Source organism: Pseudoalteromonas sp. P1-9 (genome assembly GCF_001399975.1).
Lineage (GTDB): Bacteria > Pseudomonadota > Gammaproteobacteria > Enterobacterales > Alteromonadaceae > Pseudoalteromonas.
On the sequence record NZ_LKBD01000036.1, the window covers coordinates 38,542 to 52,418 of the forward strand.

A 13,877-nucleotide genomic window follows, 5' to 3' on the forward strand; every position below is an offset into this window, starting at 1 on the left:
AACAAAATTTGAATTATTTTGCACATTTACATTTGGCTCACTTAACATCGACTAGTTTGACTGGCAACTTACTTGGCGATTTTGTAAAAGGCAGTCAACTTAGTTTTCTGCCGGTTGAGTTGGAATTAGGAATACGTTTACATCGTGGCATCGATAGCTTTACCGACGCCCACCCTGTGTGCCAACAATTTAAAAGTGAGTTTACAGAGATGCGTCGTTACGCCGGAGTTGGGCTGGATATTTTATTTGACCATTTGCTGGCAAAACAACTAAATGCTAAATATCAAAATTTGTGCACCTCCTTCTATCAAACTCTGCAAACTGAGCTTACTCTGTACGGTGCGACTTTACCCGAAAAATACCAACTCAAAACGTCGCGTATCATTAACGAAAACTGGTTTGCGAGTTACAGTCATCAGCAAGGCATTAGACTCGCCCTGCATAACACAGGAAAACGATTTAGAAACGCTGTTCCACTCGAAATATTAATGGATTGGTACGATGTTAACCCTGGTCGCGTAGAGTCAAATTTTCAACTGCTTTACCACGACACCACTTTGTTTGCTCTAGGCAAACGCGACGAGCTTATTGCTCGCCTAAACTGATTGTAATACGAGTATCGCTGCTTTTATCGTTGCCAATCATCTCATCATACGCTGTTTGAAAATGCAGACTTGCACGAGTAAACCCTAGCGACTTTAAACACGTTTCAGCTTCAAACATCGAGTTAAAAACCATAATTTTATCTTGCTCATCAGAAAGGGAATAAAAGTTTCCGTCTTCATCTTCTGCGCCAACTAAATAATGATTGGCATCTGCATAACCAAAAATGGTTGGGGTAAGTAAATGTCTTTCTATTTGATTTTTAAACTCATCTTTACGCATAACAATTACCTTGTTGGGTGACTTTTTAAGCAATACGGAAAAACTGCAACATTCGTTCAAACTTTTTCAAAGTCACTACGTATTACTAAAAGAGGAGTTAAAAATATGAAGAATACTGTTTACTACGATGCACAATGCCCGCTTTGCAGCAAAGAAATTGCTCTTTGGCGCAAGCTATCTGGCGAGCGCTTTGAATTTAAAGATGTCCATTCGCAAAACTTTCCTCGGCAACAACGAACGAATATGCTGAAGTTATTACATTTGCGAGACGAAAAAGGCGCCTGGCATATCGGGTTAAACGCAAACTTTAAACTGTGGCGCTCACACCCGATTGGATGGGTCAGTTATTGCTTTTCAATTCCCGTTATTTATTGGCTGGTGAATCATTTTTATAATGTTTGGGCTGAGCGTCGTTATGAAAAACGTTATGGCTGTGAACAGTGCCAACTTTAAAACAACGCTCGACCGCAACCTGAGAACGCTTTACCGTTAAACTGACCACGAACGCTGGAAGCAAATTTTTGACCAGACATGGAATCGGTACATGGCTTATTAATAATTTCAAATAATAACGTGTTTTGGTTTTTAGTTAATTCAAACAAGCTGCTTTGTTCGGTTTCAATCGGTTCTTTATATGGTAAAACAGTCTCAAACTGGCCGTAGTTAGTAAGATATTTAACGTGAACATTTGGTGTTATTTCAATTAACCAACCCGGCTCATTGCCAACTGCACGAAAACTAACACCACGAAACTTTGCGTCTTGCCAAATAGCCTCTTGGCGGTTGTTAACACAGTTTTTATAAAGTGTTTGCTGGTAATTCACCATCGCATTGTCACCCTTCAACCAAACGTAATCCGCTGCTTTTTGGTATTTCGCACCCGATGCCGTTCTGGTTGGCTCAAGTGCAAGCGTTTGCTGAGGAAAAAACGCCCATAACGCTTGCCCCTCTAATCGTGCGACAAAGCTCAAATCATTTTCGCACTCAAACATCATGGTGACAGCCTTTATTGATGATTCAGTTTGTGCACTTTCCCCCTTAGAAACGGACCCAACTGAATTACATGCATAGAGTATCATTAGGCTTAAAAGCAAAAAAACATGTCTTAACATCTTGATTCCTTTTACAGGGAAAAACACTATAGTTGTAAAATAGTTATACCAATATATTTAACAGAAGTTGGATTAACTCTGCGTGAATTATAATTGAAGGAATAAAAAATGGCAGGAGCAAGCTTACTCACCCTCATAGATGATATCGCGACTTTGCTCGACGATATTGCGGTAATGAGCAAGGTAGCAGCAAAAAAAACCGCAGGTGTATTAGGTGACGACCTTGCCTTAAATGCACAACAGGTTTCTGGCGTAAAAGCCGATCGTGAGTTACCCGTAGTGTGGGCGGTTGCAAAAGGTTCCTTTGTAAATAAGTTAATATTAGTGCCATTAGCGTTGCTTATCTCAGCTTTTGCACCGTTTTTAATAACGCCGCTATTAATGCTTGGCGGCTTATTTTTGTGTTATGAAGGCTGTGAAAAAGTACTTGCTCCTTGGCTTCATGGTAAACATGCCGAGCAAAAAGAGCAGCAAATAGATATTAACGACAAACATTACGAGCAACAAAAAATCAAAGGCGCAATTCGCACCGATTTTATTCTCTCTGCCGAGATTATTGTTATTTCATTAGGCACGGTTGCAAGCGAAAGCTTTACCTCGCAGCTATCGGTATTGAGCGTTATCGCAATACTCATGACCATAGGTGTGTACGGCTTAGTGGCGCTAATTGTGAAAATTGACGACGCAGGACTGCTATTAATAGAGCAACCTCATGTTTGGCAACAGACCATTGGCAGAAGGCTGCTCTCTTTCGCCCCGTATTTGATGAAATTACTGGCAATTGTCGGCACACTTGCAATGTTTTTAGTTGGTGGCGGTATTCTTGTTCATGGCAGTGACTTTTTACATCATCTTGTAGGTGATCTCACTTTAGCAATCAATCAGTTACTTAATACCGACCTAAATTTTTTATTACCTACATTATTTAATGCCATTATTGGTTTTGTCGCCGGTACAATTGTAGTGGCCGCCACAATTTTGTTTAGTAAAGCGAAGAAGCAACTTCGTAGCACATAAAAAGATGAACTAGATCATTTAACACTTAATTAGCGCTAGCTGTTAGCAACAAAATAGCTGACAATAGCGCTTGGTATAAATGGATTTAAATTATGGTGCTAAGATCAGGAGATCGTTACAACCATAAGTCTTCAAGGAACCAAGTCCACTCATGTTCTTAGAGCATATGAGTGAGCTTATTGATCGAGAGTGTAACTCTCCCTCCTCAATTGTTCTGGGATTACTTTTATACCAATTCACTTAAGTTGCTGATCATCCTAGCGGACTAAATATCATGCTAACTGCGTTAAAATTTATCAATGTAGTACGACTGCATAAGAAAAATTCCGCCTTGTTACCATTTCATTTATCCAGCGCTACCCCTGATCACATACTTAACGGAATTGGTATTATATTTGGAGAAAAGTATGACCTTAAACACCCAATTAGATTTAACAGCCGCGGCAAAAATTACCCTACAGTGCATGGACTTAACCAGCTTAACTGGCTCGGAAAGCGATGACGAAATCAGCGCCCTTTGCCAGCAAGCAAACAATAACGCTGGCCATACCGCAGCCATTTGCATTTACCCGCAATACATTGAATTTGCTAAAACACAGCTCAATTCAGATGTAAAAATTGCAACTGTAACCAACTTTCCACATGGCGACATAAACATTGATAAAGCCGTATCAGAGACCAAGCAAGCTGTAAGCTTAGGTGCCGATGAGGTGGATGTTGTATTTCCTTACCGCGCACTTGTCTCAGGCGATGAAACAGTTGGTTTTGAACTTGTAAAACAATGCAAAGCTGCCTGTGGTGACACTGTTTTATTAAAAGTAATCATTGAATCTGGCGAGCTAAAAAGCGATGAGCTTATTGCGAGCGCATCTCGCATTGCAATCGAGGCAGGCGCCGACTTTATTAAAACAAGCACGGGGAAAGTGCCCGAAAATGCCACATTAAATGCCGCAAGAATCATGTTAGAAACCATTAAAGCAAATGGTAAACAGGCCGGTTTTAAAGCAGCAGGCGGTGTACGCACAGTTGCGGATGCAAAACAATACATTGAACTTGCCGCCAGTATTTTTGATCTTGATTGGGTTAACCCTGCCAACTTCCGTTTTGGCGCATCAGGCTTATTAGGTGATGTAAAAGCCGCCTTGCAAATCAATACCTCAACAGATTCAACACAAGGAGACTATTAATGGTCTCATTTGATCAAATTGAATTTGCAGCTACGCCGCACCTCAATGCAAAACAAAATGACTTTGCCGAAACCATTTTACTACCGGGCGATCCGCTGCGTGCCAGATATATTGCCGAGCATTTTCTAGATGATGCTACGTTAGTCAACGATGTACGTAATATGCTCGGCTACACCGGCTATTTTCAAGGTAAGCGAATTTCGGTTATGGGCTCTGGCATGGGCATACCAAGCTGCTCAATTTATGCAAAAGAACTGATCACAGAATATGGTGTAAAAAATCTGATCCGCGTAGGCAGTTGTGGCGCAGTATCGAATCAAGTAGCACTACGAGACATCGTTATTGCTATGGGTGCCTGTACTGACTCAAAAGTTAATCGCATGCGCTTTAAAGGCCACGACTTTGCCGCAATTGCTGATTTTAACTTGCTGAACGTTTGTTTAGCACAAGCGAATAAAACACAGTTGCCAGTAAAAGTAGGCAATGTGTTTTCATCTGACCTATTCTATACACCGCAACCAGAAATGTTCGAGCTAATGGATAAAATGGGCATTTTAGGTGTCGAAATGGAAGCCGCGGGCCTTTACGGTGTTGCCGCAGAGTTCGGGGCAAATGCATTAACCATTTTAACGGTTTCAGATCATATTACGCACGATACTCACCTTAGTAGTGAAGAAAGACAAACTTCCTTCGCTGAAATGATTACCTTGGCGTTACAAACAACCGCCAATTTATGATTAAATACAGGGCTTACAAGGGTCAAATGACCCTAGGCCCTTACTTATTTGTGGATCAATGAAGAAACTTATCGACTTTTTTGCGACTAAAAACCTCATGCTGTGGGCACTGATTGGCGGTGTCATTTTCGGTCTTATTTTTGGTGAACGGCTGGCGTTTTTACAGCCAGTTGGCAATGGCTTTATTAAGCTAATGCAAATCACAATTTTCCCGTATATTGTGGTTTCGCTGGTTGTTGGTCTTGGTAAGTTCGAACCCGATCAAGTACGCTCTATTTTACTTAAAGCGGCAACAGTCATGCTGTCGTTATGGGGGATTGGCTTATTTGTTATTTGGTGCTTTGCGTTTACATTACCTAAGCACGATGCCGGTACCTTCTTTTCTACCGCGCTCATTTCCGCCAAACAAGAAATCGATTTTGTAGCTCGTTATATCCCCTCTAACCCTTTTGCATCAATGGCTGAAGGCAATGTGCCCGCGTTAGTAATTTTTTGTATTGCTCTGGGCATGGCGTTAATGGGCAATGTACGTAAAAGTAGTTTACTCAATATATTAGATGTTGTTGGTGAAGGGCTTTCTGTTATTTCAAAGAAAATCGTTAAGATTTTTCCGATTGGTATTTTTGCTATTACCGCAAGTTCAGCAGGCACGATGAGTGTTGACCAGCTTAGTACGTTGCAAGTGTATCTTGTGTTGGTAATTTTACTTGGCCTGTTTCTGATGTTTGTTTTGCTACCTATGCTGGTCGCGGCGCTGACACCGGTGAAATATCATGAGCTAATTGATGTTGCACGCAATGCGTTAATTGCTGCATTTACCACAGGTAATGTATTTATTACCTTACCCGTGATCACCGAAGGCATTAAAAGCTATATGCATAAAAACAATATTGCCGATGCCAATTCAGATCACATTGCCGAAGTGCTGGTGCCAATTGCCTTCACGTTCCCGAGCTTAGGTAAACTTACCACGCTCATTTTTGTATTATTTGCGGCATGGCTTACCGGCCATGAAGCAACCCTCGCTGATGTACCAAATATTACCATCAGCGCATTGTTCAGCTACTTTGCCAATGTACATATCGCAATTCCATACATGTTGGAAACCGTGCGCGTGCCAGCTGACACCTATCAGCTGTATTTGGCAATGTCAGTGATCAGCGCCAAATTTGTATCTCCAACTACTGTGGTCTATATCGTAGCCGTCACTTTATTAAGTATTTTCTATGTGCGCAAGCAACTGAGTTATAAGCGTGCAAAAAGCATTTTATATTTTTCATTAATTGGTGGGTTATTACCCGCCTGCATGCTCGCGGCCTACACTGTAAACTCACAACTATTGAAAAGCTCACATGCCGCGGATGATATTATTGCCAACATGGTGGTAAGTGACAAAGTGCCTGAGCATGTACTAAATCATGTGCCAAAGGCATATGAAGATGGCAAGTTATCGCTTACCAATATAAGTGTAATTAAAAAACGTAATTTACTGCGCGTTGGTTACATTGCCGACAACGTACCGTTTAGCTACTTTAATCACAATGATGAACTCGTTGGCTTTGATATTAGCTTGGCACATAAACTTGCTGAAGACTTGGGTGTGCAAGTGGAGTTTATTCCATTTAAAAAGCCACAACTGGTGGAATACCTCAATAAAGGGTACTTTGATATTGCCATGTCGGGGCTGGAAATTAACCTAGATGATATCGAAAAGGTCTTATTTACCGATCCGGTGCTTGAGCTCAAGCTTGCCTTAGTGACCCTTGACCATCGCAGTAAAGAGTTTCAAACCTTAGAAGCGCTACAAGCTCATGAATCCCTTAACTTCGCTACCATAGAATACCAAGCGTTACTCGGTAAAGAATTTGAACGAAACAAACATTATACGCTTACCAATATTGCTAGCTATCGTGATTTTTTTACCAACCCAGATAAGTACGATGCCTTGTTAATTAGCGCTGAAGCAGGCTTTGCTTGGACCATGTTCTATCCTGACTTTGGCGTTGTCGTTCCCGAGGGTTCAAAAGCGAAATATCCCACAGGATTTGCGGTTGCTAAACGTCACGATGACTTGGCAAATTACCTTAACTCGTGGCTCGATATTCGCCGTGCTAGTGGCAGAGTGCAAGAGGTCTACGACTATTGGATTTTAGGTAAAGGCAGCAAACCCTATGTGCGTCGCTGGTCTGTTCTTGATGATATAATTCTTGAAAAATCAGATATTAAAGACTAGTTTATATATCAATTGCACTGATTTTATGAGCAATTATTACGGCAAATAAATGCCTTTTAACTAAGGTAACATGTAGGTAATCTACAAAAGTATTGTTAACAGAGTTAACGCGCCATTTAGCTCTTAGAGCAATCGCATAATAAGTAGAATTGGTATAACAACAATAAAACGCGTTTAGGATAGCCATGAATATTACCATTATGGGTAGCATTGCCCTTGCAGTATTCGCCATGATTTTTCTCTATGTGCGGGGTGAGAACTTTAAGCGCCAAGCGAGGCAGCTATCGAGCTCACTTGATGGAGCTAACCGCGAAACAAAATACCTAAGTGAAATCGTTATTGAGCTGGCGAAAGAAGAACAAAAACTACTGCGTGAACGCTTTATTAAAGTGCAGCGTTTAGGCTCGCCTAAAGTTGAACTGTTACGCTTTAGTGGATTACTTGTCGAAGCATCTGAAAGTGTGATTAGCGATTCAGCATTAGGCCACAAGTCGGTGCAACAAGCCTTCAAACATTATGTAGCCAATTACACCCCTGTTGCTTTTGAAGAGTTTAATAGTTTTATTTTGCAACAAGACACACAGATCAGACAGTTTTGGACGAAAAACAATATTCACAGCTATCTCGATTTGTGTAAGGCGTGTATTGAAGATTTAGAGCGCGCTAGCTAACTTACACAATTATTAACACAAGTCTCGCTTATCACACAGCTGCTGCGCTTTGCTATGCCCTTGCTTAGCCGACAACGTTAACCAGTGCCCAGCTTGTACCGTGTCTTTATCTGTTCCTTCACCAGCTAAATACATTTTCGCCAGATTATACTGTCCCCAACTATCGCCTTGCTTTGCTGCTTCACTAAAATATTCAAACGCTGTCGAAAAATCCCTCTCCTGATAGGCAGCAATGCCTTCTTGATTTGCTTTATTCAATTTAAAGCCGGCATATAAGGGCTTTGGACTGCTAGGCATTACAACAAAACCACCGAACAATTTTAGATCTTTAGGTCGGTAAGCTGCATAGATGGTGTTATTGTCGTAAAAATCTTTTATCTGCTGCTGGCTAAAAGTCTGACTGTCATTAAAAAAGTAACCCTTTTGCACAAAATTATCACTGCGCGCCGACAGTTTAAGGTCGCGCTCACGACTGTAGTTATAGCGACTTAGTTTTAAGGTGATCGTATTATTTTCAGTTGCAACTACCTTAGCTGCGACAACTCGCTTTTGATAATAATCCTCTTTTAAAAACTTACTGTAATCAATAAAAAAGAAATCATTCACCTGTGGCTGGTTAACAATGTTTATTTCAATATTCTGTGCCTGATTATGTTGCTGCCAAAGCCAACTCAGCATTAAAATGATTAATACAGTACCAATAAATTTGGTTAACACGTGAAATATCGGCACTTTCGAATATTGACTATTTTCAGGCATATTTTTAGCGCTGCAATTGGCGCAATATGAAGCGCGCTCTAACGCAAATGGAAATAAGGGAATTAAACCAAAACAAACAAATTTTAATTGTGTATGTGCTGTAACCGCGACCTGGTGACATTGGCTACATTGAATATATTGCGGGTGTTCAAATGCTTGGTTTTTTATATTAAAAAAGAGCATGTACAGTCCGTTTTTTTGGTTAATTTACGTTCTGTTTTACTGTAACTAGGCAAACAAAACAACCAATAAAATATTTTCTTACAACTAACAACTGTATAAAGAACATGTATTTACAAAATTTTAACAGCGATGCTTAATACTCTTTGGCTAATAAAATAAAAAAGGCTCTCAAATGAGAACCCTTATTGCTTAGGAATAATTAAAGGGGGTTAAAAGAAACCTAAAGGACTATCGCTATAGCTTACTAACAAGTTTTTAGTATTTTGATAGTGTTCAAGCATCATTTTATGAGTTTCACGACCTACACCTGATTTTTTGTAACCACCAAATGCCGCATGCGCTGGGTAATGATGATAGCAGTTAGTCCAAACACGCCCTGCTTCAATTCCACGCCCCATGCGATACGCAAGGTTCATATTTTTAGTCCAAAGCCCTGCGCCTAAACCAAACTCAGTATCGTTAGCAATTGCTAGCGCCTCAGCTTCATCTTTAAAGGTTGCAACACTGACAACAGGACCAAAAATCTCATCACGGAAAATGCGCATTTGGTTGTTACCTTTAAACAAGGTGGGTTGAATATAATAACCGCCGCCTAGCTCTTCAGATACTTGCTCAACACCACCACCGGTTAAGAGCTCTGCGCCTTCGTTTTTTCCAATCGCTAGGTAACTAAGTATTTTATCAAACTGCTCTTGCGATGCTTGCGCACCAACCATCGTATCTGTATCAAGCGGATTACCGCGCTTAATTTGTTTAGTGCGATCAATTACACGCGCAATAAACTCATCATAAATGTCTTCCTGCACCAAGAGGCGAGATGGGCATGTACACACTTCACCTTGGTTGAAAAACGCCAATACAGCCCCTTCAACACACTTGCTAATATATTCTTCATCTTGCTGCATTATGTCCGAAAAGTATATATTCGGTGACTTACCGCCAAGTTCAACAGTGGATGGAATGATGTTTTCTGCGGCGCATTTTAAAATATGCGCACCAACTGGCGTCGATCCCGTGAACGCAATTTTTGCAATACGTGTACTGGTTGCAAGTGCTTGGCCTGCTTCCGCGCCAAAACCATTAACCACATTCAATACACCTGCAGGCAGTAGATCACCGATGACTTCCATCAGTTTAAGAATTGATACAGGAGTTTGCTCCGCTGGTTTTAAGATAACGCAGTTACCTGCCACAAGTGCAGGCGCTAATTTCCAAGCAGCCATTAATAATGGAAAGTTCCATGGGATAATTTGACCAATAACGCCTAAAGGCTCATGAAAGTGATACGCCACCGTACCATTATCTATTTCACCAATTGAACCTTCTTGTGCGCGAATACAGCCAGCATAGTAGCGGAAGTGATCAACACACAGTGGTAGGTCAGCAGCAAGTGTTTCGCGCACTGCTTTACCATTATCCCATGTTTCTGCAACCGCCAACATTTCAAGATTCTGCTCAATACGGTCGGCTATTTTTAGTAGTAAGTTACTACGTTCTGTTACCGATGTTTGTGCCCATGCATCTTTTGCCTTATTCGCTGCGTCTAGGGCTAATTCAATATCTTTACCGTTAGAGCGAGGTATACGACAAATGACTTCTCCTGTTACCGGTGTTGTATTATCAAAATACTTACCGTCAACAGGGGCAACCCACTCACCACCAATATAGTTTTCATACTGCTCATTAAACTGTACTTTGGCATCTGCATGCCCTGGATTTGCGTAAATCATTTTGTTTCCTTTATGTGTGTTGTTATTAGAAGCTTTCTTCAACTTAAATATGTGCTCCCTCAGACTAGTACTTCAAAATAATTGTTGCTTGACTCTGCATCCAAATAACTTGACTGAGAGTGCACAATTTAGCCATTATGAATCTCTACAAGTTTGGAGGAACAGGTATGTTATTACAGGAAAAACGCAGTAAAGTTAGCACCTTAATTGATAATCGAGCTGCATTTAATAGCGACCATGTACAACTGTGTGTTTACGATACCTATCAAGCTTGTGAGCGCATTCCATTTCATGCTGAACAGTTAATGTTTTGCGCTATGCATACCGGTAAAAAAGTAATGCATCATCACAGCCTGCAACGAGGACAAGAGTTTTTACCGGGACAAAGCTTTATTATTGCTGGAGGTGAACACGTTGAAATTGATTTTCCTGAGGCACATTTAAACGCCCCAACTTCATGCCTAACCATTGAAGTTGACAGTAAAAAAGTGCAGGAAGTAGCGGAGAGAATGCGCCTAGAGCAAGCCTATTACAATGAGCAAAGCGCCACTCTGCAGTTGAGCAATAACCCGTTTACTCAACAGCTTTATCAACGATTAGTTGACACCTTTAGCGAAAACAAGCAAGACCGAGAAGTGCTGATCGACCTTGGTATTAGTGAGTTGCTCGTACGCATGCTGCAAGATCGCTCGCGCGAATTGGTGTTGCAGCATTGCAATCTCAAAATTGGCCATAACGGATTGCAATCAGCCATTAGCTTTATAAAACAAAATTTAACTAAGCCAATCTCAATTGAAATGCTATGTAAAAGCGCAGGTATGGGGCGCAGTAAATTATTTTTAGAATTTAAGCGCCAATTAGGCTGCACACCACAAGCCTTTATTGTTGAACAAAAGCTAACAGCGGCTGCAGCAAAACTTAAACAAGGAACTACTGTTACTCAGGTATGCTATGACTACGGATTTAGTGAATTAAGCTACTTTAGCCGCCGATTTAAAAAAACATTTGGATGCAGCCCAAGAACCTACCAAAACCAAACAGTTTAAATTTTTTCATCTATTAATTACTTAAATAGATTGAAAAAACACCGCAGCTCTGTATTATAGCCCGCGATTTTATAACACGGAATGAAAAGGAAATTTCAATGTTAAAAAAAGCACTTCTTGCTGCTTCTTCAGCTCTAGCTCTAACTGCATGTATGTCTGGTACTGGTCCTGCTCTTAAAAGTTCTGTAACACAGGGTGTTGCGGGTGTTGAAGCACGTCTACCATATGCTAACTACACTAACTACTTTGGTTATGTTGACGCATCTGTAAAACCAGAAGGTAAATACAAAAACAAAGACGCTTACTACCTATACGCTTGGGTACCAGCAGCAGTAGATGAAATTGGTGTATCTATGGTTTCACCAGCAACATCAACGCCTTCTGATAGCGACTTCGTAAACGTAAACTACACAAATAACTTCGAAAATGATTCTAAAACATATTTTGATACTTACATTGTGTTAGATCGCATGGACATTATTGACCCAGCGAAAATCAAAAACGGTGGTAAGTCACTACAAACTCTGACTTACAATGACGACAGCAGCGAACTACCTCAGAATCCAGGTGGTCAGAGCTACAACTCGCTACTTCGTCAAACTTCAGATATCAATAACCCAACAAAAGCACTTGTTCGTGGTGTATATCGCATCTCTTTCACTTCATTCCGCTCAGCGATTGAAGGTTCTTTTGAAGCTACTGTTGGTACAAACGTACCAGGCGTTAAAATTGCAGCTTCTTTAGATGAACTACATAACCTAGTAAACGAAGGTTAATTAGTTTCGAGCTCGACCCTATACCAATCGGTATAAGTCGAGCTCACTTTCCTTTTATCCTGTTTGTCACCCTTTTATCATTCTTCCGCTTTCTTAATTCCGTATTACCCTTACTCTAGCTACAAGCAAAACAGGAGTAAGAAAATGATTATTACCAATACCGAACAAGTCGCTAACTATCAAATTACGCAATCTCTAGGCTTAGTAACAGGTAATGTTGTACGCTCTAAACACGTAGGCCGTGACATTATGGCAAGTCTTAAAACTATTGTTGGTGGCGAGATTAGAGGCTACACGGAAATGATGACAGACGCGCGCTCAGTCGCTCAAGCACGAATGACAGAAGAAGCGCAGCGCTTAGGTGCAGACGCCGTGATTAATGTACGCTTTACCACAAGCGCCGTTGCCGCAGGCATGTCGGAGATCCTCGCTTATGGCACAGCTGTAAAAATCTCTAGATAATGAATTATTTCAGCTAGAAATGTCAGTTATTGGCGAGATAAATTTTTACACATGCCAAGCAGTGCTTTAATTTATTTACTACAAAATAAATGGCACTGCTTATGACACACTTCACCACTCCCGACCTATACGACGAATATTCTGACCAACTTCAAGTGGCTAGCGCAGGGTTACTTCACTTTGGCAAAGTTACTAAGTTTGCAGGCCAAGCAATCACCATCCAATGTCCAAATGATAACTCCAAGGTTGGTGAGTTACTCAAAAGTAACGGTGACGGTAAGGTATTAGTCGTCGACGCCAATAACGCTCAGAAGTTCGCTTTTTTAGGCGATAATCTTGCCAAGTTCGCCATCGAAAATAATTGGCAAGGCATTATTGTAAACGGCTGTGTGCGTGATGTTGAAATTTTAGAACAGATGTCTTTAGCAATTATGGCTAGAGGCTGTGTACCTCGAAAGACGCAAAAACAAGGTTTAGGCGAGCAAGTAAGAGCCGTCAGCTTTTTAGACATCACTATCCATAATGGCGATTGGATTTATGGCGATCGCAATGGATTATTAGTAAGTAAATCACAACTGATTGAATTGGGGTAAGCACTTCGAACTAAGAGTCCGAATCAAAGCCTCGCTTCACAAGCCATAAAGCAAAAAAAACCGCAACAAATTATGTGAGGTTTTAATTTGTATAACGGAGTTAGTCGGGATTACAAATTGTATCCCTATATCTTGCCCTGCGGGCACACTACGTGTGTTCAAAAGTGTTCCTGACCTTTCTCGTAGAGAAAGAGTGTCGAACTAAGGGTCCGAACCACAGCCTCGCTTCACAAGCCATAAAGCAAAAAACCCCGCAACAAGTTGCAGGGTTTTTTGCTTTATACATGGCGGAGAAGGAGGGATTCGAACCCTCGATAGGGCTACAAACCCTATACTCCCTTAGCAGGGGAGCGCCTTCGGCCACTCGGCCACCTCTCCAGCGCAAATACATTTAAAATGGCGGAGAGATAGGGATTTGAACCCTAGATAGGCTATTAACCTATGCCGGTTTTCAAGACCGGTGCTTTCAACCACTCAGCCATCTCT

15 protein-coding genes and 1 tRNA gene are annotated in these 13,877 nt (G+C 41.1%); 11 read left to right on the forward strand and 5 right to left on the reverse strand.

Annotated elements, in window-relative coordinates; genetic code table 11:
- The first annotated feature begins 8 nt into the window (after positions 1–8).
- Positions 9–605 (forward strand): ACP phosphodiesterase, encoded by a 597-nt coding sequence (locus AN214_RS17650; protein ID WP_054980934.1) that lies wholly within the window; start codon positions 9–11, stop codon positions 603–605.
- On the opposite strand, the gene AN214_RS17655 is transcribed toward AN214_RS17650, so the two are convergent.
- A complete protein-coding gene (locus AN214_RS17655) occupies positions 586–885 on the reverse strand; it encodes a DUF6482 family protein (protein WP_054980935.1) in 300 nt (99 codons plus the stop codon). The genes AN214_RS17650 and AN214_RS17655 overlap by 20 nt on opposite strands.
- Positions 886–990: 105 nt before the next feature.
- Here AN214_RS17655 and AN214_RS17660 point away from each other — a divergent pair, with 105 nt between their 5' ends.
- Positions 991–1,338: a thiol-disulfide oxidoreductase DCC family protein gene (locus AN214_RS17660; protein ID WP_054980936.1), complete on the forward strand. Its 348-nt coding sequence runs from the start codon at positions 991–993 to the stop codon at positions 1,336–1,338.
- Here the strand turns inward: AN214_RS17660 and AN214_RS17665 are convergent.
- Positions 1,335–1,880: an MliC family protein gene (locus tag AN214_RS17665; RefSeq protein ID WP_054980937.1), complete on the reverse strand. Its 546-nt coding sequence runs from the start codon at positions 1,878–1,880 to the stop codon at positions 1,335–1,337. The genes AN214_RS17660 and AN214_RS17665 overlap by 4 nt on opposite strands.
- A 225-nt stretch (positions 1,881–2,105) precedes the next feature.
- On the opposite strand from AN214_RS17665, the gene AN214_RS17670 reads away from it, so the two are divergent.
- From AN214_RS17670 to AN214_RS17695, 5 genes are all read left to right on the forward strand, one after another.
- Complete coding sequence (locus tag AN214_RS17670) at positions 2,106–3,014, forward strand: DUF808 domain-containing protein (RefSeq protein ID WP_054980938.1); 909 nt, start codon at positions 2,106–2,108, stop codon at positions 3,012–3,014.
- A 407-nt stretch (positions 3,015–3,421) separates the two neighbouring features.
- Entirely contained in the window at positions 3,422–4,201 is a 780-nt protein-coding gene (deoC, locus tag AN214_RS17675) for a deoxyribose-phosphate aldolase (RefSeq protein WP_054980939.1), read from the forward strand.
- Entirely contained in the window at positions 4,201–4,938 is a 738-nt protein-coding gene (gene deoD / locus AN214_RS17680) for a purine-nucleoside phosphorylase (RefSeq protein WP_054980940.1), read from the forward strand. The genes deoC and deoD overlap by 1 nt, the downstream gene beginning before the upstream one ends.
- 58 nt (positions 4,939–4,996) lie before the next feature.
- Positions 4,997–7,171 carry a cation:dicarboxylate symporter family transporter gene (locus AN214_RS17685; RefSeq protein ID WP_054980941.1) on the forward strand — a complete coding sequence of 725 codons (2,175 nt, stop codon included), beginning with the start codon at positions 4,997–4,999 and terminating at the stop codon, positions 7,169–7,171.
- A gap of 185 nt (positions 7,172–7,356) precedes the next feature.
- Positions 7,357–7,842, forward strand: coding sequence for a hypothetical protein (locus AN214_RS17695; RefSeq protein ID WP_054980943.1), 486 nt, complete (start codon positions 7,357–7,359; stop codon positions 7,840–7,842).
- Positions 7,843–7,854: 12 nt separating this feature from the next.
- Here AN214_RS17695 and AN214_RS17700 read toward each other — a convergent pair whose 3' ends face one another.
- Together AN214_RS17700 and AN214_RS17705 are read right to left on the reverse strand one after the other, a co-directional pair.
- A complete protein-coding gene (locus tag AN214_RS17700; RefSeq protein ID WP_054980944.1) occupies positions 7,855–8,784 on the reverse strand; it encodes a tetratricopeptide repeat protein in 930 nt (309 codons plus the stop codon).
- A gap of 209 nt (positions 8,785–8,993) precedes the next feature.
- Positions 8,994–10,514 carry an aldehyde dehydrogenase family protein gene (locus AN214_RS17705; protein WP_054980945.1) on the reverse strand — a complete coding sequence of 507 codons (1,521 nt, stop codon included), beginning with the start codon at positions 10,512–10,514 and terminating at the stop codon, positions 8,994–8,996.
- 167 nt (positions 10,515–10,681) lie between these two features.
- Between AN214_RS17705 and AN214_RS17710 the strand changes: the two genes are divergently transcribed.
- From AN214_RS17710 to rraA, 4 genes are all read left to right on the forward strand, one after another.
- The gene (locus AN214_RS17710; protein WP_054980946.1) at positions 10,682–11,560 is read left to right on the forward strand and encodes a helix-turn-helix domain-containing protein; all 879 of its coding nucleotides are present in this window, start codon (positions 10,682–10,684) and stop codon (positions 11,558–11,560) included.
- Between the two features lie 98 nt (positions 11,561–11,658).
- Complete coding sequence (locus AN214_RS17715) at positions 11,659–12,336, forward strand: LipL32 family surface lipoprotein (protein ID WP_010561392.1); 678 nt, start codon at positions 11,659–11,661, stop codon at positions 12,334–12,336.
- Positions 12,337–12,480: 144 nt separating this feature from the next.
- Positions 12,481–12,798, forward strand: a complete 318-nt coding sequence (locus tag AN214_RS17720) for a YbjQ family protein (protein ID WP_010561391.1) — start codon at positions 12,481–12,483, stop codon at positions 12,796–12,798.
- A gap of 101 nt (positions 12,799–12,899) precedes the next feature.
- A complete protein-coding gene (rraA, locus tag AN214_RS17725; RefSeq protein WP_054980948.1) occupies positions 12,900–13,391 on the forward strand; it encodes a ribonuclease E activity regulator RraA in 492 nt (163 codons plus the stop codon).
- A 285-nt stretch (positions 13,392–13,676) separates the two neighbouring features.
- Here rraA and AN214_RS17730 read toward each other — a convergent pair.
- A tRNA-Ser gene (locus AN214_RS17730) sits at positions 13,677–13,769 on the reverse strand.
- Positions 13,770–13,877: the final 108 nt, after the last annotated feature.

What these genes read in the sequence shown, in the direction of transcription:
- AN214_RS17705 (WP_054980945.1), bottom strand. Translation starts at nt 10,514, where the DNA reads ATGATTTACGCAAATCCAGGGCATGCAGATGCCAAAGTACAGTTTAAT.
- AN214_RS17660 (WP_054980936.1), top strand. Translation starts at nt 991, where the DNA reads ATGAAGAATACTGTTTACTACGATGCACAATGCCCGCTTTGCAGCAAA.
- deoC (WP_054980939.1), top strand. Translation starts at nt 3,422, where the DNA reads ATGACCTTAAACACCCAATTAGATTTAACAGCCGCGGCAAAAATTACC.
- AN214_RS17695 (WP_054980943.1), top strand. Translation starts at nt 7,357, where the DNA reads ATGAATATTACCATTATGGGTAGCATTGCCCTTGCAGTATTCGCCATG.
- AN214_RS17665 (WP_054980937.1), bottom strand. Translation starts at nt 1,880, where the DNA reads ATGATGTTTGAGTGCGAAAATGATTTGAGCTTTGTCGCACGATTAGAG.
- AN214_RS17710 (WP_054980946.1), top strand. Translation starts at nt 10,682, where the DNA reads ATGTTATTACAGGAAAAACGCAGTAAAGTTAGCACCTTAATTGATAAT.
- AN214_RS17655 (WP_054980935.1), bottom strand. Translation starts at nt 885, where the DNA reads ATGCGTAAAGATGAGTTTAAAAATCAAATAGAAAGACATTTACTTACC.
- rraA (WP_054980948.1), top strand. Translation starts at nt 12,900, where the DNA reads ATGACACACTTCACCACTCCCGACCTATACGACGAATATTCTGACCAA.
- AN214_RS17715 (WP_010561392.1), top strand. Translation starts at nt 11,659, where the DNA reads ATGTTAAAAAAAGCACTTCTTGCTGCTTCTTCAGCTCTAGCTCTAACT.
- deoD (WP_054980940.1), top strand. Translation starts at nt 4,201, where the DNA reads ATGGTCTCATTTGATCAAATTGAATTTGCAGCTACGCCGCACCTCAAT.
- AN214_RS17700 (WP_054980944.1), bottom strand. Translation starts at nt 8,784, where the DNA reads ATGCTCTTTTTTAATATAAAAAACCAAGCATTTGAACACCCGCAATAT.
- AN214_RS17670 (WP_054980938.1), top strand. Translation starts at nt 2,106, where the DNA reads ATGGCAGGAGCAAGCTTACTCACCCTCATAGATGATATCGCGACTTTG.
- AN214_RS17720 (WP_010561391.1), top strand. Translation starts at nt 12,481, where the DNA reads ATGATTATTACCAATACCGAACAAGTCGCTAACTATCAAATTACGCAA.
- AN214_RS17685 (WP_054980941.1), top strand. Translation starts at nt 4,997, where the DNA reads ATGAAGAAACTTATCGACTTTTTTGCGACTAAAAACCTCATGCTGTGG.